We start from the raw sequence: 26,939 nt of genomic DNA, 5'->3' as shown, positions 1-26,939 counted from the left end.
ACACAACGGCTTTGTGAATCGCTCAGAAAAGGACAGAGATGAATTTCAGGATTGGTGAGGGTTGGGATGTGCATGCGCTGGTGCCCGGCCGAGCCTTGGTGATTGGTGGCGTTCACATTCCCCACACCATGGGCCTGCTCGGCCATTCGGATGCCGACGTGCTGCTGCACGCCATCACCGACGCCATCCTGGGGGCGGCGGGCCTGGGCGACATTGGCAGCCATTTCCCCGATACGGATGCGCAGTTCCGTGGCGCCGATTCGGCCGTGCTGCTGGCAGAGGCGGCGCGCCGTGTGCGCGCTGCGGGCTACAGCATCGGCAACGTGGACAGCACCGTGGTGGCGCAGGCGCCGCGCCTGGCCGCGCACATCCCGGGCATGCGCGATTGCATTGCCAAGGCGCTGGCGGTTGAACCTGACCAGGTCAACGTCAAGGCCAAGACAGCCGAGCGCCTGGGGCCCGTGGGCCAGGGCCTGGCGATGGAAGCGCGGGCAGTGGCGCTGATCTACAAGGCCTGAGCCTTCAGAACAGGTTCTCAGGCGGTCTGCGCAGCCCAGGCCGCCACATAGCCCGGCGTGGCTGCTGTGTTCAGCGGGTCGGCCACGGGCGCACCACGCACCTGCACCAGCGGCAGTACGCCCGCCCACACGGGTTGCTGCATGTCTTCTGCGTCGTCCACCGGCGCGCCGCTGCGCACTTTGCAGGCGGCTTCGTCCAGGGCAATGCGCAGCACCGTGGTGGCGGCAAACTCCTTGTCGTTGCCCGCGCGGATTTCTGCCTGGCGGCCCAGGGCGATGTGGTTCATCAGTGCATCCAGCGCGGCGTGTTTATCTGCCACTGGCTCGAAGCGGCCATAGACCATGGCCGAGCGGTAGTTCATCGAATGGTTGAAGGCCGAGCGCGCCAGCACCAGGCCGTCGAGGTGGGTGATGGTGACGCAGGCCTGTGTGCCCTGGCCCAGCCACTTGACCATGCGCCCGCCGTTGGAGCCGTGGATGTACAGGTGGTCTTCCATGCGCCAGCACGCTGTGGGGATGTTGTGCGTGCCCTTGTCGTCGGCAAAGGCCACATGGCACAGGTAGGCGGCATCGATGATGGCGTGCAGCGTGGCGCGGTCGTAGCGGGCGTTCTCGGCCACGCGGCGGACGCGGGTGCGGCCGCTGGCGGGCTGGTGGGAGGCTGTGTCGTTCACGGGGCTAGGTTCCGAAAAAAAGTGGAAGAAGGGGCGCAATGTAGGTCTTCTATGGCGCCAGAATAAGACCCACAAAGCCACTGTTTTTTAGGGCCACAGAACGCCATGGATTTTCAGCTCCTGTTCAGCACCTTCCAGGCGCAGCCTGCGCATGCACGCTGGCCGCAGCAGCGCCAGCTGCACGAATGCCTGCGCCAGGGCATCCGCAGCGGCACCCTGGCCAGTGGCATGCGCCTGCCCGCCAGCCGCACGCTGGCCGCCGAGCTGGGCGTGGCGCGCAACAGCGTGCTGTATGCCTACGAGCAGCTTGCGACCGAGGGCTTTATCGTGGCCACCCGGCGTGGCAGTGTGGTGGCACCGCTGGCCGGGCGGCTGGTGGCTGGGGCTGCGCCAGCGCATCCTGTGGCTGCGGCGCGCGCAGGGCTGTCGCGGCGCGCACAGAACATGCCGCTGTTGCCCGGGGCAGAGACTGCGGCCGCGTTCGCCCCCGGCGTGCCCGCGCTCGCCGACTTCCCGGTGCTGCGCTGGCGGCGCATGCTGGAGCGGGCCTGGGCCACGCTCACGCCCGCGCAGCTCAACTACGCTGATCCGGCGGGTGACCCTGCGCTGCGCGAGGCCATCGCGGGCCACCTGCGCGTGGCGCGCGGCGCGCTGGTGGACGCCTCGCAGATTTTCATCACCGACGGCACGCAAAGCAGCCTGGACCTGTGCGCCCGCGCATTTGCCGATGCGGGCGACAAGGTGTGGATGGAGAACCCCGGCTACCAGGGCGCGGTGGCGGCTTTTCGTGCCGCGCAGCTCAAGGCCGTGGGCATTGTGGTGGACGATGAGGGCATGGCCCCTGTGGCGAGCGACTGGCTGCGCCAGCGGCCACGGCTGATTTACACCACGCCGTCACACCATTACCCCGTGGGCAGCGTGATGAGCCTCGCGCGGCGCCTGGCGTTGATCGAGGGCGCGCGCCAGGCGGGCGCGCTGGTGATCGAGGACGACTACGACAGCGAGTTCCGCCACGATGGCCCGCCTCTGGCCTGCATGCAGGGCCTGGCGCCCGATGCGCCCGTGGTCTATCTGGGGACTTTCAGCAAGACGCTGTTCCCGGGGCTGCGCATCGGTTTCATGGTGGTGCCAGCGGCCTTGGCCCCCGCATTGGCCCTGCTGCTGGACCGCGCGGCACCGCGCGGGCGCACGGCCGAGCAGCGCGCGCTGGCGGAATTCATCGTGAGCGGCCAGTTCGCGCTGCACCTGCGGCGCATGCGCCGCCTTTACCGCCAGCGGCGTGATGCGCTGGTGGCCGCACTTGCGCAGCACCTGGGCGATGTGGCCAGCGTGCACGGCGGCACGGCGGGCATGCACCTGGCCCTGCGCCTGCACGACGGTGCGGCAGATGATGTGGCGCTGAGCGCGCGCCTCATGGCGCGTCACGGCATCATGGCGCCCGCGTTGAGCCTGCATGCCGTGGGCTTGCGCGCGCAGCCTTGGCGCGGCTTTTTGCTGGGCTATGCGCAGGTGCCGGTGGAGGCGATGGAGCCGTTAGTAAAGAAGCTTGCTAACGTGGTGCGCGGTGGTGCCTAGGCGCTGTCGCGCTCGATGATGGAAAAGCCGATGTCCACCACGCGCTCCGTCACGGGCTTGCCCTCGGCGCGGTCGGCGATCAGCTGCGCTGCCGTCTGGCCCATGCGGGTGCCATCAATGCGCACGGTGGAGAGGCTGGGGCTCACGGTCTGCGCAAAGTCGATGTCGCCAAAACCCATCACCGCGAGCTGATCGGGCACGGCGATGCCGCGCACGCGCGCCTCGGTCAGCACACCCAGTGCCAGCATGTCGGAACTGCAGAACACGGCGTCCAGGTCGGGCGCCTCAGCCAGCAGGGCTGCCAGCCCCTCGCGGCCATCGGCATGGGTGGTGGGCGACTTGCCCAGGCGCACCGTGGGCGGGCGCAGGCCCAGGCGCTGGGCCGCTGCAGTGAATCCGCGCGCGCGGCGGGCGGCACGCTCGTCACCACCACTGAGCAGCGCCAGGTGCCGCCGCACTTTGGCAAACAGGTGCTCGCACACGGCCGCGCCCAGTGCTTCATGCCGCAGACCCACCAGCATGTCGATGGGGGTGTCGGTGAAGTCCCAGGTTTCGACGATGGGGATGCCCGAGGCGGTGAGCAGGCGCCGCCCTTCGGGTGAATGCATCACACCAGTGACCACGATGCCGTCGGGCCGCCGCCCGACGATGGCCCGCAGCAACGCGTCCTCGCGCGAGTGCGCGTAGCCCACCTGGCCCAACATCACCTGAAAGCCGCGCTGCTCCAGCGCCTCGGTGAGCGCCTGCACCATTTCGCCAAACAAGGGGCCTGTGAGCGTGGGCACCAGTGCTGTGACCACATGGCTGCGCGCAGAGCGCAAGCCGCCCGCCACCAGGTTGGGCACATAGCCCAGCGCAGACACGGCCTCCTGCACGCGTTCCCGCGTGCGCTCGGACACCTGCTGCGGGGTGTTGATGGCGCGCGAGACAGTGATCATCGACACGCCAGCGCGCTCGGCCACTTCACGCAACGTGACTGCGGGGCGGTCGCGGCCGGGGAGGGGGGCGGGCTGTGCCGGGTCGGGGGCGTGCATGGTGGCGGAGTCTAAAGCGGGAAGTCACTGGATCGGTGCCACAGTTGCCCTCGGGGGGGCATTGTCTGACCATGGAATTGAGAAATAAGGGTTTATCCTATGTTGTCTGACAACGTTAACGTTAACATTAACATATTCAAGCAATTTAGTAGCGGTTAACCTCGAAATCAACCAGCTTGTACGACCTTGTGATTTGTTTTTCACCATTCACTGCGCGCTATTCACCATGACCCCCCAAGACCTCAAAACCATCATGGGCTCCGGCCTGCTGTCTTTCCCCATCACGGACTTCGACGCGCAAGGCAACTTCCGCCCCAAGTCCTACATCGAGCGCCTGGAGTGGCTGGCCCCCTACGGTGCCAGCGCCCTGTTTGCCGCTGGGGGCACGGGTGAATACTTCTCCCTCTCGGGCCCTGAGTACAGCGAAGTCATCAAGACCGCCGTGGACACCTGCCGGGGCAAGGTGCCCATCATTGCCGGTGCCGGTGGCCCCACCCGCACAGCGATTGCCCACGCCCAAGAGGCCGAGCGCCTGGGTGCCCACGGCATCCTGCTGCTGCCTCACTATCTGACCGAAGCCGGGCAGGAAGGCCTGATCGAGCATGTGGCCCAGGTATGCAACAGCGTGAAGTTCGGTGTGATCGTCTACAACCGCGACCGCACCAAGCTCACGGCCGACTCTTTGGCCATCCTGGCCGAGCGCTGCCCCAACCTGATCGGTTTCAAGGACGGCGTGGGCAACATCGAGACCATGTCCTCCATCTACATGAAGATGGGTGACCGCTTCTCGTACCTGGGCGGCCTGCCCACCGCCGAGGTGTATGCGGCGGCCTACAAGGCGCTGGGCACACCGGTGTATTCGTCAGCCGTCTTCAACTTCATCCCGAAGACGGCCATGGAGTTCTACAAGGCGGTGGCGGCAGACGACACGGCCACGCAGCACCGGCTGCTCAAGGAGTTCTTCATGCCGTACCTGGCCATCCGCAACCGGGTGGAGGGTTATGGCGTGTCCATCATCAAGGCGGGTGCACGCATCGTGGGCCATGACGGCGGGCCGGTGCGCGCGCCGCTGACGGACCTCAAGCCCCATGAGGTGGAAGAGCTGGCTGCGCTCATCAAGAAGCTCGGCCCGCAGTAAACCGCAGAGACCAACGCCTGCTCCACGAAGATTTTCGAAAGAGGCCCCGCAGAGGGCCATCGACACCACCCACTCCGGAGACATTCACCATGATCCTCAAGAAATTGCTGATGGTTGCCAGCGCCTGCAGCCTGGCTTTTGCCGCATCTGCCCAGACGGGCACGCCCGCCGCCTGGCCTGAGAAGCCCGTGACCATTGTTGTGCCGTTCCCTGCCGGGGGCTCCACCGATATGGTGGCCCGCGCCATGGCCCTGCACATGGGAGACAAGCTGGGCCAGAGCTTTGTCGTGGACAACCGCCCCGGCGCCACAGGCACCTTGGGTGCTGGCGCGGTCAAGCGCGCTGCGCCCGATGGCTACACGCTGCTGGTGTCCTCGCTCGGTGCCTTTGTGGTGGCGCCGCACCTGCTCAAGAGCGTGCCGTATGACGCACTCAAGGATTTCGACTACATCACCGTGCCGGTGCAGGCGCCCAACGTGCTGGTGGCTGCGCCGGGCCAGAAGGCGCGCACCGTGAAGGAGGTGATCGCCCAGCTCAAGGCCAACCCCGGCAAGGTGAGCTTCGCGAGTTCGGGCAACGGCTCGTCGGACCACCTCTCGGCCGAAGTGTTCTGGCAGCAGAGCGGTACCGAAGGCCTGCACATCCCCTACAAGGGCGGTGCTCCAGCCATCAACGACCTGCTGGGCGGCCAGGTAGAGTTCTCGTTCCAGAACGTGAACGCCGTGCTGCAGCACATCCGCGCCGGCAAGCTGCATGCGATTGCCGTGACGGGCGACAAGCGCAGCCCTGTGCTGCCTGATGTGCCCACCCTGGCCGAGGCTGGCGTGGCAGGCGCCGAGGTGTACTCGTGGCAGGGCATGGCCGCGCCCAAGGGCCTGCCGCCCGCGCTCAAAAAGAAGCTCTCGGACGCCGCCATCGCCGCCATGAATGACCCTGCCGTGAAGAAGCGCATGCTCGATCAGGGCCTGGAGATCGTGGCGAGCACGCCCGAGGCCTTCGCCGCCTACCAGGCGCGCGAATTCGCACGCTGGAAAACAGTGATCGAAACCCGCAAGATCACAGCCGACTGACCCCCTCACGAGGCGCCCTGGGGCGCCTCCCCATCTGTTTATCGACCACCATGAACGCCTCTTCCACCCCCCTGGTCACCAGCACCCCCGTTATCACCGAACTGCGCGTGGTGCCCGTGGCAGGCCATGACAGCATGCTCATGAACCTGAGCGGTGCGCACGGCCCCTTCTTCACGCGCAACCTGATCATCCTGCGCGACAGCGCGGGCAACACCGGGGTAGGCGAGGTGCCTGGCGGCGAGAAGATCCGCCAGACCATCGAGGACGCGCGCCCGTTGATCGTGGGCCAGCCCATCGGCCACCACAACGCCGTACTCAATGCCATGCGCGCCCAGTTCGCTGACCGCGATGCGGGTGGGCGCGGCCTGCAGACCTTCGATCTGCGCATCACCATCCACGCGGTGACGGCAGTGGAGTCGGCCTTCCTGGACCTGCTGGGCCAGCACCTCAACGTGCCCGTGGCCGCGCTGCTGGGCGATGGCGTGCAGCGCGAGTCAGTGCAGATGCTGGGCTACCTGTTCTACGTGGGCGACCGCGCAAAGACCGACCTGGCCTACCGCACCGAGCCCGGCGCCGACAACGACTGGTTCCGCCTGCGCAATGAGAAAGCCATGACGGCCGAGGGCATCGTGCGCCTGGCCGAGGCCGCATATGCGCGCTACGGTTTTGCCGACTTCAAGCTCAAGGGCGGCGTGCTGCGCGGCGAGGAAGAAGTCGAGGCCATCCGCGCACTGCACGATCGCTTTCCCGAAGCGCGCGTGACGCTGGACCCCAACGGCGGCTGGCTGCTCAAGGATGCGGTCCGCATCACGCGCGACCTGCACGGCGTAATGGCCTATGCCGAAGACCCTTGCGGCGCCGAAGGCGTGTTCTCCGGCCGCGAAGTGATGGCCGAGTTCCGCCGCGCTACCGGCTTGCCCACCGCCACCAACATGGTGGCCACCGACTGGCGCGAGATGGCGCACAGCCTGGCGCTGCAGTCGGTGGACATTCCGCTGGCCGACCCGCACTTCTGGACCATGGCCGGATCGGTGCGCGTGGCCCAGATGTGCCAGGCCTTCGGGCTGACCTGGGGCTCGCACTCCAACAACCACTTCGATGTGTCGTTGGCCATGTTTACCCACGTAGGGGCTGCCGCCCCCGGTCGCGTCACGGCGATCGACACACACTGGATCTGGCAGGACGGCGAGTGCCTGACCAAGGAACCGTTCCAGATCAAAAACGGCTTCATCGACCTGCCCCAGAAGCCCGGCCTGGGCGTGGAGCTGGACATGGACGCGGTGGAGCGTGCCCACCGCCTGTACCTGCAGCATGGCCTGGGTGCGCGCGATGACGCGATTGCCATGCAGTACCTGATTCCGGGCTGGAAGTTCAACAACAAGTCGCCGTGTATGGTGCGCTGAGCGGCTGTCGCTCTCACCTGCACCGGCATTCGTTGGGGCATCCGCATGCAAGGCGGGTGCCCTTTTTCTTTTTTTTGGGGGGAGAGCTCGCCGAGGTCAGGCGGCATCACCCAGTATTTCCAGCGCCTCTTTGGATATCGCCAGCGAAAGCTCTTCCTGCAGGATGCCGGCCTTGAGCACCAGGTGCTGCAGGCGGCGTTCGCGACTGGGCTCCTTGCCGATGAAGTCGCGCTGCTCGATGCGTTGGTAGACGGCCAGCTTCTCCTGGTGCATGGCCTGCAAGCGGGCGATTTCCTTGCCCAGTCCGGTGGGGCCGACAGCAGCCTCAGCCCGCAGGCGCACCATGAGTTCGTCGCGCAGGGGCGTGGGGTCTTGCTGCTCGGAGATCCAGCGGCGCAACTCCTTGCGGCCTGCGGGCAGCAGGCGGAACTGGCGCTTGCGGCCTCGGCCCGTCTCGGCAGGCAGTGCCTCAATCCACCCCGCTGCTTCGAGCCTGGCCAGCTCGCGGTAGATCTGCTGGTGGGTGGCGTGCCAGAAATAGCCGATGGACCGGTCGAACCGCTCGGCGAGTTCCGAGCCCGAACAGGGGTGTTCGACCAAAGCGGTGAGAAGGGCGTGGGGCAGCGACATCGGAGGAAAGGCGTGGCAGCAGACTGGAAGTGCGCCATCTTGCCTGAATCGCAGATGCTTTTCACTTTATGCAACCAGTTGCATAAAAAAGTGTGCGGGGCTATATTTGTGCAACTGGTTGCATAAAAGATAAGGACCCCATCGATGAACACCATCCTCAAGCCCGCCCAGGCATCCCTGGCCAAAGGCATTAGCCCGTACCCGCACCTGCACGCCCCGCTCGACCTGGGCTTCACCACCCTCAAGAACCGCGTGCTCATGGGCTCCATGCACGTGGGGCTGGAGGAGGTGGAGCGCGGCTTCGAGCGCATGGCCGCCTTCTATGCCGAGCGGGCGCGCGGCGAGGTGGGGCTCATCGTCACGGGCGGCATTGCGCCCAACGAGCGTGGCCGGCCCATGCAGGGCGGGGCCATGCTGGTCAACGAGCACGAGGCCGAGCAGCACCGCAAGGTGACCCAGGCCGTGCATGCTGAGGGCGGCAAGATCGCGATGCAGATCCTGCACTTCGGCCGATACGCTTACCACCGCGATCTGGTGGCGCCCAGTGCCCTGCGCGCGCCCATCAACCCCCATGTGCCACATGCGCTCACGGCCGACGAGGTGGAGCAGACCATCGAAGACTTCGCGCGCTGCGCGGCGCTGGCCCAGCACGCGGGCTACGACGGCGTGGAGGTCATGGGCTCCGAGGGCTATTTGATCAACGAGTTCATCGCCGCGCGCAGCAACCACCGCGACGACGCCTGGGGCGGAAGCTATGCCAACCGCATGCGCTTTCCGGTCGAGATCATGCGGCGCACGCGCGAGCGGGTGGGCCCCAACTTCATCATCATCTACCGCCTGTCCATGCTCGACCTGGTGGAGGGCGGCTCCACGCTGGCCGAGGTGATCGAGCTCGCCCAGGCCATCGAGGCGGCGGGCGCCACCATCCTCAACACCGGCATCGGCTGGCACGAGGCGCGCATCCCGACCATCGCCACCAAAGTGCCGCGCGCGGCCTATGCCTGGGTGACCAGGCAGGTGATGGGGCAGGTGGGCATACCGCTCATTACCTCCAACCGCATCAACACGCCCGAGGTGGCCGAGCGCTTGCTGGCCGAGGGCGTGGCCGACATGGTGTCGATGGCGCGGCCGCTGCTGGCCGATGCCGACTTCGTGCGCAAGGCGCGCCAGGGCCGGGCCGACGAGATCAACACCTGCATCGCCTGCAACCAGGCCTGCCTGGACCACACGTTCGGCGGCAAGATCACCAGTTGCCTGGTCAACCCCCGTGCCTGCCACGAGACCGAGCTGGTCATTGCCCCCACGGCCGCCCAGAAGCGCATCGCCGTGGTCGGCGCCGGCCCGGCCGGGCTGAGCTTTGCCGTCACGGCCGCGCAGCGCGGCCATGCGGTGGTGCTGTTCGATGCCGGCAGCGAGATCGGCGGCCAGCTCAACATCGCCAAGCAGGTGCCGGGCAAGGAGGAGTTCTATGAAACCTTGCGCTACTACCGCCGCCAGCTGGAGCTGCATGGCGTGGAGATGCGCCTGAACATCCGCGTGGAAGCGGGCGACCTGGCGGGCCAGGGCTTTGACGAGGTGGTGGTGGCCACCGGCATACAGCCGCGCACGCCGGACATCGAAGGCATCACCCACCCCAAGGTGCTGAGCTACCTGGATGTGCTGCGCGACAAGCAGCCCGTGGGCCGGCGCGTGGCCATCATCGGCGCGGGCGGCATCGGCTTCGACGTGGGTGAGTACCTCACGCACGAAGGCGAGAGCGGCGCGCTGGCACCCGCCAAGTTCAATGCGGAGTGGGGCATCGACCCCGCCTATGTCCAGGCCGGCGGCCTGCGCCCGGCCCAGGTGGAAGCACCCGCGCGCCAGGTGCACCTGCTGCAGCGCAAGACCAGCAAGGTGGGAGACCAACTGGGCAAGACCACGGGCTGGATCCACCGCACGTCCCTGAAGGCGCGCAACGTGGGCATGAGCTCGGGCGTGGCCTATGAGCGCGTGGACGACGCGGGCCTGCACATCACCATCGATGGCGGCGCGCCCCAGGTGCTCGACGTCGACCACATCGTGGTCTGCGCCGGCCAGGAGCCGCTGCGCGCGCTGTACGACGCGCTGGTGGCCGCGGGCCAGAGCACCCACCTCATCGGCGGTGCCGACGTGGCCGCCGAGCTCGATGCCAAGCGCGCCATCCTGCAGGGCACGACGCTGGCCGCCCGCATCTGATTTCTTTTATTCCATTCATACCCCAGGAGACATCCCATGACCGAAGCCCCGAAGAACATTCACCCCGCCGTCGCCCGCTCGCTCGACACCTGGCACCACATGGTGGCCAGCCGCGACCTGTCGAACCTGCTGTCCATCGTGCACCCCGACGCGGTGTTCCGCTCGCCCATGGCCAACACGGCCTACACCTCGGCACCGGCGCTGATGCTGGCCCTGTCCACCGTGATCCAGGTGTTCGAGGACTTCACCTACCACCGCCAGCTGGCCACCGACGACGGCCTGAACATCGTGCTGGAGTTCAGCGCCCGCGTGGGCGACAAGCAGCTCAAGGGGATCGACCTGGTGCGCTTCAATGAGCAGGGCCAGATCACCGAGTTCGAGGTCATGGTGCGGCCACTCAGTGGCCTGCAGGCTCTGGGTGCCGAGATGGGCGCCCGCCTGGGCGACAAATTGCCTGCTTTCAAAGCCAAGGCCTGAAAACAGAATGAGGACCACACTTGTCCGGTGTGGTCCTCATTCTTGGCTTTTTGTTGAACGGTGCCGTTATCGAAGCGGCGCAGCCGATGGCTACAGCTTGTCTTCCGCTCGTCGGCGCGGCAGTTGCCGCTTGACGGAGGGGCGTTGCAAACGTTGCTTGGGGTCCACGCCATCCGGCAGGTCTGTAGCGCGCTGCAGTTGCAGGTGGGCCACCAGTCCTCCGGTGCTGGAGTTGGCGAGGGCAAATATCCCGCCCATGCGCTGTACCGTCTTGTCCACGATGGACAGACCAAGGCCCGCGCCCGCAGCCGCCGTGCGTGCCGAATCGCCCCGGAAGAACGGCTTGGTCAGGTTGGACAGCTGTTCGGGGGGAACCCCTGCGCCATGGTCGCGCAGCTTGACCAGCACCCACCGCTCACGGCTTTTGGCGACGATGTCCACGCTGGTGATGCCCGTTTCCTCGGTCTTGCCATAGCGCCGGGCGTTCTCGAGCAGGTTGGAAATCACGCGGGCCAGCTCCACTTCGTCAGCCAGCACGTTCAAGTCCTCGGGAACGTTCATGGTGATCTGCAGCTCCCGGTGGTCTTGCACGGCATACACACAGGATGAGACCACGGCATGCAGATTGATGGGCGTGAGCGTTACATGGTCTGGCCGCGCATAGTCGAGGAACTTGTCGATAGTGGCGTCGAGCTGCACGATGTCGGCCACCATGTGCTCGCGGGCCACCTCGTCGTTCACGCTCATCTCGGTTTCCAGCCGCAGGCGTGCCAAGGGCGTACGCAGGTCATGGGAGATGCCAGCCAGCATCACCGCACGGTCCTGTTCAAGCTTGGCAAGTTTCTGGGCCATGCGGTTGAAGCCAATGTTCACCTCGCGGATTTCACTGGTTACCACTTCTTCATCCAGATGGCTGGCGGCAAAGTCACCGTCCTTGACCCGGTTGGCGGCATAGGACAACTGCTTGAGCGGGCGGTTGATCAGGCGCGCAATGGCGGCTGCGCCCGCCAGCGAGAGCGCGGCCGCCGTGATGAGCCAGATCAACCAGGTGCGGCCACCGGCCGGGCTGAAACGCGAGCGGTCCATCAGCAGCCAGTTGGGGTCTCCATTGATGTTGAATCCCACCCACAGGCCGTTTTCTCCATTCACACTCTGGGCTACGATGGTGTCGGGCCCGAGGCGCATGGTCAGCTCGTCGGTCAGCCGGTTGCCCAAGGCGGTCGGGTCCAGCAGCGCGTATTTGTCCTTGGGCTCCCTCGGCAAAATGCGCACACCCTCCTGGTCAGCCATGGTCTTAATGAGAGACACGCGTGCAATGGCATCGGAGTGCACCAGGGCCGCACGGCTCAGGTTGACGAGCGATGCAATTTGCTGGGCCGTCTGCAACGTGCGTGGCTCGAATTCGAGCGCACGCAGGGTTTGCAGCCAGGCCAGGATGCTGCCCACCAACAACAAAGCCAGCAGGAAAAAGGTGCGCCAGAACAGGTTGAGGCCCACACGTGCGCGCTGTTCGCGTGCCCGGCGGATGGCCTCCAGGGGCGCGGGACTGGTGGCCTCCGAGGCCGTCACCGATTTGCGGGGCGACGGCCGTGGCTTGCCCTCGGTCTTGTACATGAGCGGATCAGCTCGTGCCGTCCGGCACAAACACGTAGCCCACGCCCCACACGGTCTGGATGTAGCGCGGCGCTGCGGCATCCACCTCGACCAGTTTGCGCAGGCGTGAGACCTGCACGTCCAGGCTGCGGTCGAAGGGTTCAAACTCACGGCCACGGGCCAGCAAGGCTAGCTTTTCGCGCGACAGGGGTTGGCGGGGGTGGCGTACCAATGCCTTCAGCATGGCGAACTCGCCGGTGGTCAGGGGCAGTTCCTCGCCGTTGCGCTGTAGGGCGCGTGTGCCCAGATCGAAGGTGAAGGGGCCGAAGGTCACGACCTCGTTGTCACCCGATGGGGCGCCGGGCGCCTCCTGGGCCGGGCGGCGGCGCAGCACGGCGTGGATGCGGGCCAGCAACTCGCGGGGGTTGAAAGGCTTCCCCAGGTAATCATCGGCACCCACTTCCAGGCCCACGATGCGATCCACGTCTTCGCCCTTGGCGGTGAGCATGATGATGGGCGTGCGGTCATTCGCGGCGCGTAGACGGCGGCAGATGGAGAGGCCATCTTCGCCAGGCATCATCAGGTCCAGCACGATGATGTCCACCGTTTCGCGCAACAGCAGGCGGTTCAGCGCCTTGCCGTCTTCGGCGACCATGACTTCAAAGCCCTCTTGTGTGAGGTAGCGGCGCAGCAGATCGCGGATTCGCGCGTCGTCATCTACCACCAGAACTTTGTCGGTGCGATTGGTTGTTGTGGCCATGTTGATCCCAAGTCCAATTTGTAACAGAGCCGATTCTGACCACTTGGAACGCCGAAGTTCGGTTTTTTGGGGTGTGTTTGACCAACTGTTACAAGTTTTGCCCGGCTTCGCACACTCGCTACCGCCGTTTCACGGGACGGTGCTTTGCGGCAGGTAAGGTGGCGGCCTGCGCAATCGGATTGTCTGTTGCGCGCTCTTTCCAGAAGGCTACTTTCCATGAAAATCACGACCCGTCTGATCACCACCGCTGCTCTGCTGGCCTGTTTGGGGTCCGCCATGGCGCAGGCAACAGTCCCTCAGGAGCCGCGCAATGTGGTGCAACTGGCGGCCTCCGGCACGGTTGAGGCGCAGCAGGACCTGCTGGTGCTTATTCTCTCTGCGAGCAAAGACGGCCCGGACGCTGCTGCCGTACAGGCCCAACTCAAGCAGGCTCTCGACGCAGCCCTGGCTGAAGCCAAGCGCAATGCGCAGGCGGGCCAGCTTGAGGTGCGCACCGGCCCTTTCGGGCTGTACCCGCGTTATGCTAAGGACGGCAAGATCAATGGCTGGCAGGGCCGGGCCGAGCTGGTGCTGGAGGGGCGTGACTTTGCGCGCATCACTGCAACGGCTGGCAAGATCCCGTCCATGCCCATCAGCCAAGTCGCTTTTGCGCTTTCGCGCGAGGCCCGTGCCAAGGTTGAAACCGAGGCACAAACCCAGGCCATCGAGCAGTTCAAGGCCCGAGCCGCTGAGTTGGCCAAGGGCTTCGGTTTTGCCAATTACAGCTTGCGCGAAGTGGCGGTGAACAGCAACGAAATGGCGCCCGGCCCCCGCCCGCGCATGATGGCGATGGAAGCCAAGGCGTCTTCGTTTTCCGATGCGGCGGTGCCCGTGGAAGCGGGCAAGGCACAGGTGGTGGTGACCGTCTCTGGCTCAGTGCAAATGCGCTAAGGCAGGTGTACCGTCAACCGCTCGTTGCCATTGGATGGCTCACGCTCCCCATACAGTCATTTTGCGGCCTAGCCCTTGCCGGTAGGCTCACAGGGCCTGTCCGCCCGACACCTCGATCCGTTGTGCCGTCACCCAGCGGTTCGTAGGCGCCAGCAGACCTGCCACCATGGGGCCAATGTCATCGGGCAGACCCACGCGGCCCAGGGCTGTCATGTGGGCCAGATGCTGGTTGAGTTCAGGGTTATCGCGCACCACACCGCCGCCGAAGTCGGTTTCGATGGCTCCCGGCGCCACAGTGTTGACGGTGATGCCGCGTGCGCCGAGTTCCTTGGCCAGGTAGCGTGTCAACACCTCTACCGCTCCCTTGGCTGCTGCATAGGCGGCGTAGCCAGGAAGCGACAGGCGGGTGAGACCTGTCGAGAAATTAACGATGCGTCCGCCGTCCACGATCAGTGGCAGCAGCGCCTGGGTGAGGAAAAACACACCTTTGAAGTGAACATTGACGAGGTGATCGAACTGCGCTTCGCTCGTGGTTGCAAATGCCGCGTAGTCGCCATGGCCTGCGTTGTTGACCAGGTGGTCGAAGCGGTCGCGTTGCCAGGTCTCTTGCAACAAGGCGCCAAGATGATGGCTAAAAGAGGCGAAGCTGGTGATGTCTCCGGTATCGAGCTGCAGTGCCACGGCCCGGCGACCCAGGGCTTCGATTGCGGCCACGACGGCTTGCGCCTCTGCGGCCTGGCTGCGATAAGTGAGGATCACGTCACCACCGCCTTTCGCGATGCTCAATGCGGTATTGCGACCCAGGCCCCGGCTGCCGCCGGTAACGAGAGTGATGGTGGGGGTGTGCGGGGTGGTGCTTTGCGTCATGGCGAACTCCTGTGTGTGACGCCATCCAGTGTCCGGTTCCATGGCTTTTGCTGGTTGCTGAAATCCATTTGGTTTTTGCCTGATTCTCTAAATCCAGTGGCGAGAGGTTTGTAAACAGGTACGCTAGCGGCATGACGACGCCCTTGTTCCAGGCGGTGAACCGCTATGCCGAAGCCCATGTCCGCCAGGGCGGTGTGGTGCAGACCCCTATCCCCGGACTGAGCACGGTGCGCGCTACCGAGCCCAGCGGGTTGTTGCACGCGATTGCGCAGCCCCTTGTCTGCCTGGTTCTGCAGGGCAGCAAGCAGGTGGCGATGGGGGCGCAGACCTATGGATTCTCGGCAGGTGAGTCACTGCTGATCACGGCGGATGTGCCCACGGTGAGCCAGATTACCCGTGCCAGCGCCGCAGCGCCGTATCTCTCGATCGCGCTCGAGCTGAGCCTGCCGGTAATTGCCGACCTGTCGGCGCAGATGGAGGCGGTGCCCGGTGGCGACCATGTCCCCGTCCATGTGGACCCCACCGATGCTGAGGTGGCCGATGTGGCACTGCGCCTCATGCGTCTTCTTGAGCGGCCAGAAGCCGTGCCGCTTTTGCACGCATCCCTGGTGCGCGAGTTGCACTACTGGTTGCTGGCAGGGCGACATGGCGCCGCCATCCGCCGCCTGGGCTGGCCTGGCAGCCATGCCCAGCGGGTGGCGCGCGCCGTTGCCGTGCTGCGTGCCGATTTTGCCCAGCCCCTGCCAGTAGAAAGCCTGGCGGCGCTGGCAGGCATGAGTCCCTCGTCCTTTCATCAGCATTTCAGGGCTGTCACCTCTTTGTCGCCGCTGCAGTTCCAGAAACAGCTGCGTTTGATCGAGGCTCGGCGGCTGATGCTGGCTGAGGGAGCCAGCGCCAGCAGCGCTGCATTTGCCGTGGGCTATGAAAGCGTGCCCCAGTTCACCCGCGAATATGGCCGACTGTTTGGTTTGCCGCCAGTACGCGATACACAAGCTGCAAAAGACAGAACGCGTTCGGCAGCGTGAACAGTCCTTGCTTGTGCTTGTCGGGCCGATAAAACTATTTGCTGTAGTCGATCAGTCCCCACACGATCACGGCGAGCTGGGCCAGGTTGATCAGGATGGCGATGGTATGGGTTCTGCGGAACCCCGGGATGGCATCCATATAGTTGGACTGGATCTGCGCCCCGAGTGCGTCCATTTTCGGGATGATTCTGCTGCGCAATACAACAGCGATTGCTGCCAGTACGGCTGCGCCGCAGGCGATGCCTATATAGCCCGCCAGCGCAAAACTGATCGCTGTGGCGGAGGCTGTCACAAAAGCACAGACGTAGTAGGTATGGAAGAAGCCGCGCACAAAACGGGCATCCAGCGGCGTGTCGTGCTTGAGGACCAGCAGCGGGATGGAGCCCATGATGAAGTACGCCGTGGTCACGAGCAGCGCCACCGTGAAGAACATGGCGGCAATCAGTGCGGCAGACATCGTGGATTTCCTCCCGTGGTGGGGTGTCGTCCAGGGGCTTGCAAGAGAGGGGCGTTGCGCACCAGCGTTTTTCTGGAGAACAACCCCATTCTAGGAAGCTGCCTCGCCCTCAGACTAGGGGAATGCGAGAACGGCAGGCTGCGGTGTGGCTAGGGCCCGCAGGGCAGGGGCCCTGGGGCTGCAGCCGCAGATGTCTGTCCGCTGGGGGGTTACTGTGCAGCCCAGCCGCCGTCCATGTTCCAGGCCACGCCCCGCACGTTGTTGGCCGCAGGGGAGCAGAAGAACACAGCCAGTTCGCCCAACTCTTCGGGCGTGGTGAACTGCATCGAAGGCTCTTTCTCGCCCAGCAGCAGCTTCTTGGCATCTTCATTCGACAGGCCGTGTTCAGCGGCCTTGGCATCCACCTGTTTTTGCACCAGAGGCGTCAGCACCCATCCCGGGCAGATGGCGTTGCAGGTCACGCCTGTGGTGGCGTTTTCCAGTGCGGTAACCTTGGTCAGGCCTACGATGCCATGTTTCGCCGCTACGTAGGCGGCTTTCTGCGCAGAGCCCACAAGGCCGTGCACCGAAGCCACATTGATGATGCGGCCCCAGTTGGCACTTTTCATGGCAGGCAACGCCAGGCGGGAGGTGTGAAAGGCGCTGGTGAGGTTGATGGCAATCACGGAATCCCAGCGTTCCACGGGGAAATCCTCCACATTGGCCACATGCTGGATGCCAGCGTTGTTCACCAGAATGTCCACGCGCCCGAACTGCGCGGCGCTGTACTTCATCATGTCTTCGATGTCCGCCGCCCGGCTCATGTCGGCACCGTGGTATGCCACCCGGGCACCGGTTGCCGCGCCCGCGGCCTCCACTTCGGCGCGGGGGGCTTCCACGTCGCCAAAACCATTGAGCACGATATTGGCACCCTGGCGGGCCAGGGCTTTTGCGATTCCGAGGCCAATACCACTGGTGGAGCCAGTGACGAGGGCAGTTTTGCCTTTCAGCATGAGAGTCTCTCCGAATGAATTACGATGCCACGCAAGGGAAAGTCGGCAACCATGGCGTGTGCGATGTGTGCCGACTTCTGCAAGCATTATCGAGCGCCGATCCCGGATTTCGCACCCATGAATGAACCTACGCTGAACTACGTACTGTGCCCGGGCCCTGCGGCCCCGCCAGTGGCCCCGGATCGCGCGCCAGCTCCGGCGCAGCAGCACCGCATGGCTTACTGGGAGTGGAATGCCACAGGCAATCCGGTGCATCCGCACGTGGTGGTTTGTGTGCATGGACTCTCGCGCCAGGGGCGCGACTTCGACACCCTGGCACGCGCACTGAGCCTCCATGCGCGGGTGATCTGCCCCGATGTGGTGGGGCGTGGCCAGAGCGACTGGCTGGCAGACCCCACGGGCTACCAGATTCCGCAATACGCAGCTGACATGCTGGCTTTGCTGGCTCAGTTGCACCAGCAGGGGCCTATCGCCACGCTGGACTGGGTGGGCACCAGCATGGGGGGGCTGATTGGCATGGGCATTGCGGGTCAGCCAGGGTTGCCCTTGCCGGCGCCAGTGCGCCGGCTTGTGCTCAACGATGTGGGGCCGGTCATTCAGTGGGAGGCCCTGCAGCGCATCGGCCAGTACCTGGGGCAGCTGGCGCGGTTTGCCTCGCTGCAACAGGCGGCCGATGCCATGTGGGCTATTTCCACCAGCTTTGGTCCGCACACGCCCGCCCAGTGGCTGGAGCTGTCGCGTGCCATGGTGCGCGCGCTACCCGAGTCTGAAGGGGGTGGCATCACACTGCACTATGACCCCGCCATTGCCGTGCCTTTCAAGGCCCTGACCCCGGAGTCCGCTGCCGCTGGCGAGGCCGCGTTGTGGCAGCTGTACGACCATATCCAGGCGCGCACTCTGTTGTTGCGCGGCTCGCAGTCAGACCTGCTCTCGCGCGCAACCGCGCAGGCGATGGCGCAGCGCGGGCCCCGGGCGCGCGTGATCGAATTTGATGGGGTGGGGCATGCGCCCACCTTGGTGGCTGACGATCAGGTCGTGGCCGTCACGGAGTTCCTGCTGGCGGCAGAAGGTGTTGTGGCCGGATGAAAACCAACCCTCCCGCACTTGCGTCCCTTCCCCTCCAGACCGACACCGTTCCGCAGCTCATTGCCGCCACTGCGCACACGCTGCCCGAGCAGGTGAATGCGCTGGCGCGCGCCCGTGCCTTTGCCGAGCCGCTGATGGCGGGCGAAACCCTGGATTCAGGCGAGAACACGCTGGCCCACGCAGATGCCGTGGCCTCCATCCTCAAAGGCATCGGGGGCTCGGAGGCCATGCAGGCGGCCAGCTACCTCGTTTATGCCTGCGTACACCTCAACAAACCAGAAGAGGTCATTGCCAAGGCGTTTGGCGACAACTTTGCAGCCCTGGCGGTGGAAACGACCAAGCTCATGCGCGTGCAGCAGCAGGCCCGCACCGCAGAGCACCTGGAAGACCCTGCGGTGCAGACCGAGAACGTGCGCAAGATGCTGCTCGCTTTCTCACGCGACCTGCGGGTGGTGATGCTGCGCCTGGCCTCGCGGCTGCAGACCTTGCGCTTTCATGCGGCCAGCAAGCGCCCCGTGTCGCCGAGCCTGGCGCGCGAGTCATTGCAAGTGTTCGCGCCGCTGGCCAACCGCCTGGGCATCTGGCAGGTGAAGTGGGAGCTGGAAGATCTGTCCTTCCGCTTCCTGGAGCCTGACACTTACAAGGAAGTCGCCCGCCTGCTCGACGAGAAGCGGGGCGAGCGTGAGGTGTACATGGAGCAGCTGCGCGCCCGGCTCGAATCTGATCTGCGCGCGCGCAGCATCAGTGCCAGCGTGCAGGGGCGTCCCAAGCACATCTACAGCATCGTCAAGAAGATGCGCGGCAAGTCGCTCAACTTCGACCAAGTGTTCGATATTCGCGCGCTGCGCGTGGTGGTGCCCACGGTGAAGGACTGCTACGCCGCCCTGAGCTGGGTGCACGAGCAGTTCAAACCCATTGTGGAAGAGTTTGACGACTACATCGCCAAGCCCAAGCCCAACGGCTACCAGTCGCTGCACACCATCGTGCGCGACGACAACGGCAAGCCCATCGAGATCCAGATTCGCACCCAGGCCATGCACGAACACGCCGAGCACGGCGTGGCGGCGCACTGGGCCTACAAGGAGGCCGGATCCAAGGGCTACGCGGGTGTGTCTGCCACGGGAGAGTACGACGCCAAGATCGCGGTGCTGCGCCAGTTGCTGGCCTGGGAGCGCGATCTGGCCGGAGCCTTGCCCAACCGGGGCCTGTTCGAGGATCGCATCTATGTGCTGACGCCCGATGCGGCCGTGGTCGAGCTGCCGCAAGGCGCCACGCCGGTGGACTTTGCCTATGCCGTGCACACCAGCCTGGGCCACCGGTGCCGAGGTGCCAAGGTCGATGGCGCCATGGTGCCGCTGAACACGCAGTTACAGAACGGACAGACGGTGGAGATATCTACCGTCAAGGAAGGGCGCCCTTCGCGCGACTGGCTCAACGCCGAACTGGGCTACCTCACCAGCCACCGCGCCAAAGCCAAGGTGCGTGCCTGGTTCAACGCCCAGGCCACCCACGAAACCGTCGCCCGTGGCCGCGAATCGGTCGAAAAACTCTTGCAGCGCGAAGGCAAGACCGCCGTCAAGCTCGACGACCTGGCTGTGCAGCTGGGTTTCAAGTCGGCCGATGCTTTGTTTGAAGTGGTGGGCAAGGACGAGTTCTCGCTGCGCAACATCGAGACGGTACTGCGCCCGCCCGAGCCGGTGCTGCAGCCTGATGACTTCCTGCTGCTCAAGAAGACGCGCACCAACGACTCCGCCCCCAAGGGAGGGGTGCTCGTGGTGGGCATCGATTCGCTCATGACCCAGCTGGCCAAATGCTGCAAACCCGCACCGCCCGACACGATCCGTGGTTTTGTCACACGGGGCAAGGGGGTGAGCGTGCACCGCGCCGACTGCAGCAACTTCCGCGAGATGGCCGCCCGCAGTGCCGAGCGTGTGATCGATGTGGAGTGGGGGGCTCCCAAGCAGGCTGCAACTGCCGCCGTGTACCCGGTGGATGTGGCTGTGGAAGCCGCTGACCGCCAAGGCCTGCTGCGCGACATCTCGGAGGTCTTTGCTCGCGAGAAAACCAATGTGATCGGCGTGCAGACCCAGTCGGTCAAAGGCACTGCCTGGATGACGTTCACGGTGGAGGTGGCCGATTCGGGGCGCCTGAACAAGGTGCTGGGTATTGTGGCCAGCGTGCAGGGCGTCCGTTCAGCACGCAGACGGTGAGACTGACTCCCGGGAGCGCTTGTGTCAAAGCGGTGGCTTGGTGGTGACCTTCGCGATTTGTTCCGCAGGTTTTCTGGAGCGGTTGATTTTTATGGCTATAATCGTGGTCTTAACAACGACAGGCGCGTAGCTCAGCTGGTTAGAGCACCACCTTGACATGGTGGGGGTCGTTGGTTCGAGTCCAATCGCGCCTACCATCTTTCTCCCTCTCGACGGAACCAGCGTCGGGAACTGACGGGAGATTTATGGGAGATTACCCGGCTACATGCCGGGTTTTGTCTTTCTGGCCCAGCATCGCCTCGATCTTGGCTTTCTCCCTTCCCCGGTCCGCTCCATCGATCCACTTCGCGTAGACGCTGAAAAGCATCTTGGCGTTCTTGTGCCCCATCTGCCGGGCGATGTAGGCCGGGTTGGCGCCTGCCGCCAAGGCGTTTGTGGCGTACGTGTGCCGGGTTTGGTAGGCCCTGCGCCACCGGATACCGCATGCGCGCAGGGTAGGGCGCCAGAACGTGTCGCGCTGGCTGCGCTCATCGTGCCAGGCCTTCCCTGTTATCGGGCTCTCGAAAATCCTGCGGCCCAGATCCTGGTCGGTCTTGTCCGTGCTGCCCACCATTGTCCAGGGCTTCATGGCCTCCAGCGCTGCGACCGCGCGGGCCAGCAGGTCAACATCCCGCACGTTGTACGTCTTGAGGGGCTTCACCTCGCCCGCCGTGCGAGCTCGCTGCACGCGGATGGTGCCAGCAGACCAATCCACATCCCCCCATCGCAACTCGATCAGTTCCTCTGGCCGCATCCCGGTCGTGAAGGCCATCTCGAAATAGGCCCAAACCCGCACGTCATAGCGCTCTCGCATGTGGGACAGCACCTGTTCCATTTCCTGGGGGCTCAGCGGGTCAGGTGGCTGCGCCTGGTGCTTGCTGTTCTCGATGCCATCCATCGGGTCGCCCAGTTCCAGCTCGCGGCCGGCCAGCGCGAAGACACCCCGCAGCGGAATCAGGTAGTTGTTCAGCAGCTTCGCCGACTTCCACGGCGTCTTGCCTACCTTTGCGGCCACGACCGCATGGCTGAGGCTTTCCATGGCCGACTCTGGCCCCAGCAGGCCCTGCCACACCTCAAGCGCGTTTCGATACTGGCTCAAGGTGTTCTTGGCCAAGCGGCCCTTGGTGTCCAGCCAGAGGTCGCACCACTGCTTGAACGTGTGGGCGGGCTTCGCCTTTTTCGCCTGTGGCGCATCGGGGAAGAACTCTGCCCAGTCGAATGTGCCGCGCGCTACTGCCTTGCGCACCCTGTCCACCAGCTTCTCCGCGTAGCGCAGGTTCACAGGGGTTGGGGGAAGTGCCAAGCGCACGCGCTGCCAACGTCCGTCCAGGGTGAAATTCACCCGGATTGATTTGTCGCGGGGCTCTACCCCGCTGCCGTCTCGACCCATCGCTCAGTCTCTTTCGTGTCTATGTAAATGACGCCATCGGCCCGGCGCCAGTGCTTGCCCTCAAGCCACACACCGCGCTCCATCTTTCGGCGAATAGCCTTTTCCGTGTGCCCTGAGATCGTCGCGTACAGGCGGATCGTGACGAATCGGGTGGGGGCTACCATCACAGCGTCTGTCATGGTCCTGCACCTCCTGCACCTCCTGCAGCTTTGTGTTCGACCTGCAGCACCTGCATGTCCCGCAGCTTCCGGATGGCGTTCACTTTGCGCAGCGCGCGCTTCGAGTGCAGAAGCCGCAGGCGTTCGCCCTCAATCTGCTCAGCAGTGAACTGGCCATCCTCACGGTGAAGTTCCCGGGTTGCCCGGAACAGGTCGCTCTGAGCCTGCACTGCGTGCCACAGGGCTACCGTGTCGGCCTTTGTCAGACTGGTGTCGGCCTGCTTCATGCTTCGCCCCGTTGCCATCGAGTGCACGACGATCTGCACTGGTTCGTAAAACAGGGGCGCCATGCTGCTAACGTGGTCCCGGGTCAGGCCCAGAAGGTGGACAACATGGCCATCTTCCAACTGCACGGTAATGCGCGGCGTGTCAGGCGTGATCGTGGCCATGTCGTCCGGGCCAAGGCTTCCCATGCTGCACAGGGTGCCGCTCAGGGTCAGGGTGGTATCGGTCGGTTTCATGCTCCACCTCCAGGCGCGGGAAGCGCTTCGAAAATCGTGCCGCGCTGCTGCTGCGTGACCTTCACGTAGTCCACCTGCACCTTGGCCAAATTGACGAAGGCCGTGGATACCTCAGCAATCGTCTTTGCCCGGGCAAGGTCCATGGGATTCGACTTGTCTCGCAGGTCAGCCAGCGTCTGCACCAGCAGGTCGCGCACGGTGTCTACTGCGCTTCCTCCTTCTTTCGTCGGTTGATGACCTGGGTGATCTGCCCCTTCAGCTGCACGATCTGGCGCAGCTCGGGCGGGAGATTGTTCACGCTCACCCTGAGCATGTGCTCTTCCCTGGAGTACAGCGCCAAGTTGTCCAGTGTCCGTGGCTTCGTGTTGTCGATCGCCATCACCACTTTGTCCAGAGGTACTGGGCCGTGCGCCGACTCCCAGAGGATCACATCCACCCTCTTCCAGTCGTCGTGTCGGTCCCCCGTCTCCGCCACTTTGCGCTGAAGTACACCGTGTCTCACCCTCTCCTTGCCCAATGGGTGACGCGTCTCGAACCGTGACTTGATGAGCTGCTGATCCCTGGGCACGGGCACCAGATCCACCTGCAAGGTCGTTGGATTCCGTTCCTGAACCAAGACCATCCCCGGCGGCACAGGCCCGTGGATGGTCTCCCACTCGATCACGTCCACGCGCTTCCAGTCCTTCTTCGGATTGCCCGTGTCGGTGACCTTGCGGATCAGATACCCGCGATCCATCCTCTCGGCCCCAATCGGGCGCCAGTTCGCTGGAACCTGCCGCTTCAGTCCGTGGCTTGCGGCCAAATTCCTGATCGCCTTCTCCGACCGCCCCGGGAGCAACTGCATCAGCGACTTCACTGATACCGTGGGCAGCAGCTGGCGCACCAGCTCGATCTCCGGATCCGTCCATTCCATTGCTCTCTCCGCCGCGCGGTGGGATGCGCTTCAGCACATCAAAAGGGGTGGCCGGATGCTGGTGGCCAAATTGCGCTTTTGCTTCACTATTGATAGCAATCTGCGCTTGCTGTGTATGAGTCGATGGCACTTCACATGCTGGTGGCCGAGTGGCTGCTTTGATGGTGCGTGGTGGTGCCTTGACCGCCGCGCCCGGCTTCGCGCCAGTGCCGTCGTCGCCGTCATCGGGCCTGCGGATGGATGGCAGGCCCACCGGCCCTTTTCGGTACACGTCGCCGTCCGGGTCATAGGTGATCATGTCGTGATCGAGCGCGGCCATCAGCTGCGTGTGCACGTTGCGGCTGTCCCCTGGCTGGATGAACTTGGCCGCGATGTCATCAAGGGTCAGCTCTTCATCTGGGTTGAGGGTGAGGAAGCCCAGCACCAGGCTGGCCAAGCTATCGGGGATGGGGCGATAGGTCATGCGCGAGCCTCCAGCGCCGAGGCGCCCAGGAACTGCATCCCGCGCACCACTGGAAACGGCCAGCATGCTGACGCGCGAGCCTGCAGGGCTTCGATGGAATCGCGGCGCTCGGGGCTCAGGTTCAGACGGACCTCAAACACGACCCCCTCGGCGCTCTTCTTGGCAATGACGTACTTGCGGCCAGGGCCCCGACCCGTGGGGCTCCCCTTGCCGACCTTGGTGCCGTCCGGGTTGTACGTGCACATGCCGCGCCCATTCCCGGGCTGCCCAGGCAGTTGCCCGGCCAGCACCAGGCCGGCAGAGACAAGGCGGTCAGCCGTGCCGGTGTAGACGGCTTGGTAGTGGTCCAGGTGGCGGAAGACGCCGGGGTGAATCTCGATGCGGTTGCGCATGTTCAAAGCCTCCCCTTGAAGCTGTTCCGCAACTCGGCCAGTGTGGCCATGGGCGCCTCGCCGTGAAGCTGCGCTGCGTGATAGACGATCTCCGAAAGGACGATGATGCGGGCCATGATTCCGTGGGCCACTGGCTGGTCTTCGGAGCTGCCGAACTTCTCTGCGACGGTCTGCATTGCCTCGGCCAAACACTGGATCTCGTAACAGGCAGTGCGCGCGCACTCTCGCATTTCTGCTTTCTGAGCGGACTCTTCCGCAGCTTCCCCCGGAGCTGGTGGCCGTGGCGCCCCCGGATCGCAGCAGTCTTCTAGACACTCCGTAATTGATCGAAGATGCTGCTCTACCTGCGTAAGAATGGCCGTGCGTTCCTTCGATTCCGTGTCTCCCGGCACAAGGCGAGAAGCGCGGATCAGGGCGGCAATGTCGTATGCGACTTGATCAATCTCGACCCCTTTTGGCGGGCGGAGGGCTGCTTCGTCTGCCAGCCCATGGGCAATTCGGATGAGGCGCTCTGAATCTCCACTCCAAGAGTGATCCTCTTCCGTCCCCTGTGCGTGGTTCAGCAGGTACTCGATCTGCCCGAAAGCAACCTGAATTGCGTCATTTTGCGGCGTAGCGTCGGGCGCTGTTGCCGTTGAATTCGGCAGCATTGCACCAAGCACCTGATCTCCCAGGTTGTTCTGAATCTCATCCAGTGAAGTGTGAAGGCTACGCAGAGAGGGCAGCAGAAGCACGTTTGCATTCCCTGCTGCGGTTATCGCTGCGGCGCCTTGCACGAATGCCATGGGCTTAAACAGGGCTGTGTATGCCTCATCAGTGACCGCGCTGTTGAGGGGCTTTGCGTTGACACTGCAGGTGATCTGGCCCAGCAAGACGTGAGCTTCGTCCAAGAGAGTAGCAACGGGCGTCAGTTCGTTCACGGCGAGGTCTGCCAGGGCCTTGGTTCTTTCGGTTGCCTCGGCGAGATCCAAGGCCACTGCTTTTGCTAGTCGTTCCCATTCTGGAGGGGCTTCGACATTGGTGGAGGGCACTGGGTTAGCTGTGGCAGCAGCTTTGCGGATCGGTGCTTCGACGGTGGTCATTCAGTCACCCCCGTGCGAGGAAACGTTGGGCCGCAGTTCCAGCTGGCAAAATCGCCGACGATGCCGCTTCCGGAAGCTGCATCTGCGGCGCCTCCGATCTGTCGCATCACTAACTCAACGCCATCAACCATGCGCTGAATTTCGAAAAGCTCGTCTGATTGCTGCGCCAACATGAGCAGGTGCTGCGAGGTGTGTGCGGCGCCGGCAATGAACTCAAGTACACACAGCATCTGTGCACGGGAGTAGCCACGAGTTGGTGCAGATTCATCAACTCTACGAATCGGAGGGGCTGGTCGGTCACGGAACTGGCGGGCCCCGGCCTTGATTGCGGCAGCCGCGACATCGTTGGCGTTCAGTTCGCAGTCGTAACTCAGGCCTGCATTGTTGAGAACCTGGTATGCCGCATCAAGTAGCTGATGGCGATGTCTGGCCGATGGATGATCGCGCTGCTCCATGGCAAGGGCCCCGGCGCATGCTCCAGCAGCATAGAAGAACGCCTCCTGAACTGTGCCCATCCGTAGATTGCCATCCACTACCTGCTGGAGCACCTTCTTGCCGAACTCCAGCAACGTCGAAGCGTAGACAGTACCAGCCTCGTCATTGATGAGGTCAACAGCCTGTGTCAACAACGCTGCTGTTTTGGCGGCGATGGTCAACTCGTCTTTGGCTGCCGCGCTGCGCTGGCCTGCACGGATGCCTTCGGCCATAGCTTCGCAGCCTTCTTCCTCAAAACTGTATCCGTTGGAGGCCGTTCGCAGGGATTGATGCACCACTTCCAAAGGAGCAATGACTGGACTTCCGGGGCGTTCTGCTCGCTCTACTGCGATGGCTCCGTACACAGCAGCGGCAGCTCTGTGAATGGCCCGTTCGCAATCTTGCGGAGCCTCAAGGTCATCCGCGGCAGCGTGCAGCAACTCGGAGCCGTTGACGCTCATTTGCATGTTGTGCACGTCATAGATGCCCCGCAGCTGCCCGGCCAGCGTATTGGCCACTAGGGCTTCTTCCTGTGTGATGGAGGCAGTTTCTGGCGCGTCTGGCGGTGGTGCATCCGCTGCAGCGTGCGCTGGCGCTGCTTTTGCACTCGATGGGGCCTTGGTTGCGCGTGTAGCCGGGCGAGTGGTAACCTCAGACATGGTCTGATCCTTTTTTGAAACGGGTTTCTGATCAAGAAGTGCCTGAGCCATCTCACCTGCTCTGGCGCTTCGGGCGGAAGCTGGCTCTATGCCAGCTTTTTGCTTTTTCTCGGGTTCACATAGCTGATGTTAGGGGTCCGTCCAGTCCAAATGGGGGGCGAAAAACGCGCTAAATCGTGACGTTTCCATGTTTCT

At 64.2% G+C, this 26,939-nt stretch carries 26 protein-coding genes and 1 tRNA gene; 12 read left to right on the top strand and 15 right to left on the bottom strand.

Annotated features, from left to right (window positions below; all coding sequences use genetic code 11):
- Positions 1 to 38: 38 nt before the first annotated feature.
- Positions 39 to 518: a 2-C-methyl-D-erythritol 2,4-cyclodiphosphate synthase gene (gene ispF / locus ACSQ3O_RS17660; protein WP_436139884.1), complete on the top strand. Its 480-nt coding sequence runs from the start codon at positions 39 to 41 to the stop codon at positions 516 to 518.
- Positions 519 to 535: 17 nt separating this feature from the next.
- On the opposite strand, the gene ACSQ3O_RS17655 is transcribed toward ispF, so the two are convergent.
- Positions 536 to 1,192, bottom strand: a complete 657-nt coding sequence (locus ACSQ3O_RS17655) for a pyridoxamine 5'-phosphate oxidase family protein (protein WP_436139883.1) — start codon at positions 1,190 to 1,192, stop codon at positions 536 to 538.
- 105 nt (positions 1,193 to 1,297) lie between these two features.
- Between ACSQ3O_RS17655 and ACSQ3O_RS17650 the strand changes: the two genes are divergently transcribed.
- Positions 1,298 to 2,767: a PLP-dependent aminotransferase family protein gene (locus ACSQ3O_RS17650; RefSeq protein WP_436139882.1), complete on the top strand. Its 1,470-nt coding sequence runs from the start codon at positions 1,298 to 1,300 to the stop codon at positions 2,765 to 2,767.
- On the opposite strand, the gene ACSQ3O_RS17645 is transcribed toward ACSQ3O_RS17650, so the two are convergent.
- Positions 2,764 to 3,801, bottom strand: coding sequence for a LacI family DNA-binding transcriptional regulator (locus ACSQ3O_RS17645; protein WP_436139881.1), 1,038 nt, complete (start codon positions 3,799 to 3,801; stop codon positions 2,764 to 2,766). The genes ACSQ3O_RS17650 and ACSQ3O_RS17645 overlap by 4 nt on opposite strands.
- Positions 3,802 to 4,027: 226 nt before the next feature.
- Between ACSQ3O_RS17645 and kdgD the strand changes: the two genes are divergently transcribed.
- The 3 genes from kdgD to gudD all read left to right on the top strand — a co-directional run bounded on the left by kdgD (position 4,028) and on the right by gudD (position 7,412).
- Positions 4,028 to 4,939, top strand: a complete 912-nt coding sequence (kdgD, locus tag ACSQ3O_RS17640; protein WP_436139084.1) for a 5-dehydro-4-deoxyglucarate dehydratase — start codon at positions 4,028 to 4,030, stop codon at positions 4,937 to 4,939.
- 89 nt (positions 4,940 to 5,028) lie between these two features.
- Positions 5,029 to 6,009, top strand: coding sequence for a Bug family tripartite tricarboxylate transporter substrate binding protein (locus ACSQ3O_RS17635; RefSeq protein WP_436139880.1), 981 nt, complete (start codon positions 5,029 to 5,031; stop codon positions 6,007 to 6,009).
- A 50-nt stretch (positions 6,010 to 6,059) separates the two neighbouring features.
- Positions 6,060 to 7,412 carry a glucarate dehydratase gene (gene gudD, locus ACSQ3O_RS17630; RefSeq protein WP_436139879.1) on the top strand — a complete coding sequence of 451 codons (1,353 nt, stop codon included), beginning with the start codon at positions 6,060 to 6,062 and terminating at the stop codon, positions 7,410 to 7,412.
- Positions 7,413 to 7,508: 96 nt separating this feature from the next.
- Here the strand turns inward: gudD and ACSQ3O_RS17625 are convergent, their stop codons facing one another.
- Positions 7,509 to 8,042, bottom strand: a complete 534-nt coding sequence (locus ACSQ3O_RS17625; protein ID WP_436139878.1) for a PadR family transcriptional regulator — start codon at positions 8,040 to 8,042, stop codon at positions 7,509 to 7,511.
- Between the two features lie 189 nt (positions 8,043 to 8,231).
- Here ACSQ3O_RS17625 and ACSQ3O_RS17620 point away from each other — a divergent pair, with 189 nt between their 5' ends.
- On the top strand, positions 8,232 to 10,256 hold the full coding sequence (locus ACSQ3O_RS17620; RefSeq protein WP_436141142.1) for an FAD-dependent oxidoreductase: 2,025 nt from the start codon (positions 8,232 to 8,234) through the stop codon (positions 10,254 to 10,256).
- Between the two features lie 36 nt (positions 10,257 to 10,292).
- Positions 10,293 to 10,733, top strand: coding sequence for a nuclear transport factor 2 family protein (locus tag ACSQ3O_RS17615; protein WP_007854945.1), 441 nt, complete (start codon positions 10,293 to 10,295; stop codon positions 10,731 to 10,733).
- 90 nt (positions 10,734 to 10,823) lie between these two features.
- Here the strand turns inward: ACSQ3O_RS17615 and ACSQ3O_RS17610 are convergent, their stop codons facing one another.
- Positions 10,824 to 12,347 carry an ATP-binding protein gene (locus tag ACSQ3O_RS17610; protein ID WP_436139877.1) on the bottom strand — a complete coding sequence of 508 codons (1,524 nt, stop codon included), beginning with the start codon at positions 12,345 to 12,347 and terminating at the stop codon, positions 10,824 to 10,826.
- Between the two features lie 7 nt (positions 12,348 to 12,354).
- Positions 12,355 to 13,086 carry an osmolarity response regulator transcription factor OmpR gene (gene ompR / locus ACSQ3O_RS17605; RefSeq protein WP_010460834.1) on the bottom strand — a complete coding sequence of 244 codons (732 nt, stop codon included), beginning with the start codon at positions 13,084 to 13,086 and terminating at the stop codon, positions 12,355 to 12,357.
- Positions 13,087 to 13,302: 216 nt separating this feature from the next.
- On the opposite strand from ompR, the gene ACSQ3O_RS17600 reads away from it, so the two are divergent.
- Positions 13,303 to 14,016 carry an SIMPL domain-containing protein gene (locus ACSQ3O_RS17600; RefSeq protein ID WP_436139876.1) on the top strand — a complete coding sequence of 238 codons (714 nt, stop codon included), beginning with the start codon at positions 13,303 to 13,305 and terminating at the stop codon, positions 14,014 to 14,016.
- An 87-nt stretch (positions 14,017 to 14,103) separates the two neighbouring features.
- Here ACSQ3O_RS17600 and ACSQ3O_RS17595 read toward each other — a convergent pair whose 3' ends face one another.
- Positions 14,104 to 14,883, bottom strand: a complete 780-nt coding sequence (locus ACSQ3O_RS17595) for an SDR family oxidoreductase (protein ID WP_436139875.1) — start codon at positions 14,881 to 14,883, stop codon at positions 14,104 to 14,106.
- A 131-nt stretch (positions 14,884 to 15,014) separates the two neighbouring features.
- Here ACSQ3O_RS17595 and ACSQ3O_RS17590 point away from each other — a divergent pair, with 131 nt between their 5' ends.
- Positions 15,015 to 15,908 (top strand): AraC family transcriptional regulator N-terminal domain-containing protein, encoded by an 894-nt coding sequence (locus ACSQ3O_RS17590; protein WP_436139874.1) that lies wholly within the window; start codon positions 15,015 to 15,017, stop codon positions 15,906 to 15,908.
- A 34-nt stretch (positions 15,909 to 15,942) separates the two neighbouring features.
- On the opposite strand, the gene ACSQ3O_RS17585 is transcribed toward ACSQ3O_RS17590, so the two are convergent.
- Positions 15,943 to 16,365, bottom strand: a complete 423-nt coding sequence (locus tag ACSQ3O_RS17585; RefSeq protein ID WP_298453808.1) for a hypothetical protein — start codon at positions 16,363 to 16,365, stop codon at positions 15,943 to 15,945.
- Positions 16,366 to 16,574: 209 nt separating this feature from the next.
- Complete coding sequence (locus tag ACSQ3O_RS17580) at positions 16,575 to 17,357, bottom strand: 3-hydroxybutyrate dehydrogenase (RefSeq protein WP_436139873.1); 783 nt, start codon at positions 17,355 to 17,357, stop codon at positions 16,575 to 16,577.
- Positions 17,358 to 17,474: 117 nt separating this feature from the next.
- On the opposite strand from ACSQ3O_RS17580, the gene ACSQ3O_RS17575 reads away from it, so the two are divergent.
- From ACSQ3O_RS17575 to ACSQ3O_RS17565, 3 genes are all read left to right on the top strand, one after another.
- The gene (locus tag ACSQ3O_RS17575; RefSeq protein ID WP_436139872.1) at positions 17,475 to 18,443 is read left to right on the top strand and encodes an alpha/beta fold hydrolase; all 969 of its coding nucleotides are present in this window, start codon (positions 17,475 to 17,477) and stop codon (positions 18,441 to 18,443) included.
- Positions 18,440 to 20,653 carry a RelA/SpoT family protein gene (locus ACSQ3O_RS17570; RefSeq protein ID WP_436139871.1) on the top strand — a complete coding sequence of 738 codons (2,214 nt, stop codon included), beginning with the start codon at positions 18,440 to 18,442 and terminating at the stop codon, positions 20,651 to 20,653. Before ACSQ3O_RS17575 ends, ACSQ3O_RS17570 begins: the two co-directional genes overlap by 4 nt.
- A 120-nt stretch (positions 20,654 to 20,773) precedes the next feature.
- Positions 20,774 to 20,850, top strand: a tRNA-Val gene (locus ACSQ3O_RS17565).
- A gap of 56 nt (positions 20,851 to 20,906) precedes the next feature.
- Here the strand turns inward: ACSQ3O_RS17565 and ACSQ3O_RS17560 are convergent.
- The 7 genes from ACSQ3O_RS17560 to ACSQ3O_RS17530 all read right to left on the bottom strand — a co-directional run bounded on the left by ACSQ3O_RS17560 (position 20,907) and on the right by ACSQ3O_RS17530 (position 26,744).
- Entirely contained in the window at positions 20,907 to 22,082 is a 1,176-nt protein-coding gene (locus ACSQ3O_RS17560; protein ID WP_436139870.1) for a tyrosine-type recombinase/integrase, read from the bottom strand.
- 175 nt (positions 22,083 to 22,257) lie between these two features.
- Positions 22,258 to 22,761 (bottom strand): hypothetical protein, encoded by a 504-nt coding sequence (locus ACSQ3O_RS17555; protein ID WP_436139869.1) that lies wholly within the window; start codon positions 22,759 to 22,761, stop codon positions 22,258 to 22,260.
- Positions 22,758 to 22,958 (bottom strand): hypothetical protein, encoded by a 201-nt coding sequence (locus ACSQ3O_RS17550; RefSeq protein WP_436139868.1) that lies wholly within the window; start codon positions 22,956 to 22,958, stop codon positions 22,758 to 22,760. Before ACSQ3O_RS17550 ends, ACSQ3O_RS17555 begins: the two co-directional genes overlap by 4 nt.
- 5 nt (positions 22,959 to 22,963) lie before the next feature.
- Positions 22,964 to 23,674, bottom strand: a complete 711-nt coding sequence (locus tag ACSQ3O_RS17545; protein WP_436139867.1) for a hypothetical protein — start codon at positions 23,672 to 23,674, stop codon at positions 22,964 to 22,966.
- A gap of 459 nt (positions 23,675 to 24,133) precedes the next feature.
- Positions 24,134 to 24,529: a hypothetical protein gene (locus ACSQ3O_RS17540; protein ID WP_436139866.1), complete on the bottom strand. Its 396-nt coding sequence runs from the start codon at positions 24,527 to 24,529 to the stop codon at positions 24,134 to 24,136.
- Between the two features lie 2 nt (positions 24,530 to 24,531).
- Positions 24,532 to 25,611 (bottom strand): hypothetical protein, encoded by a 1,080-nt coding sequence (locus tag ACSQ3O_RS17535; RefSeq protein WP_436139865.1) that lies wholly within the window; start codon positions 25,609 to 25,611, stop codon positions 24,532 to 24,534.
- Positions 25,608 to 26,744: a hypothetical protein gene (locus ACSQ3O_RS17530; protein ID WP_436139864.1), complete on the bottom strand. Its 1,137-nt coding sequence runs from the start codon at positions 26,742 to 26,744 to the stop codon at positions 25,608 to 25,610. Before ACSQ3O_RS17530 ends, ACSQ3O_RS17535 begins: the two co-directional genes overlap by 4 nt.
- Positions 26,745 to 26,939: the final 195 nt, after the last annotated feature.

Origin of the sequence: Acidovorax sp. LjRoot74 (assembly GCF_964254355.1) — a bacterium.
GTDB lineage: Bacteria > Pseudomonadota > Gammaproteobacteria > Burkholderiales > Burkholderiaceae_C > Acidovorax.
Note: the sequence above shows the minus strand (reverse complement) of the source record. Positions and strands in the feature narration are given on the sequence as shown.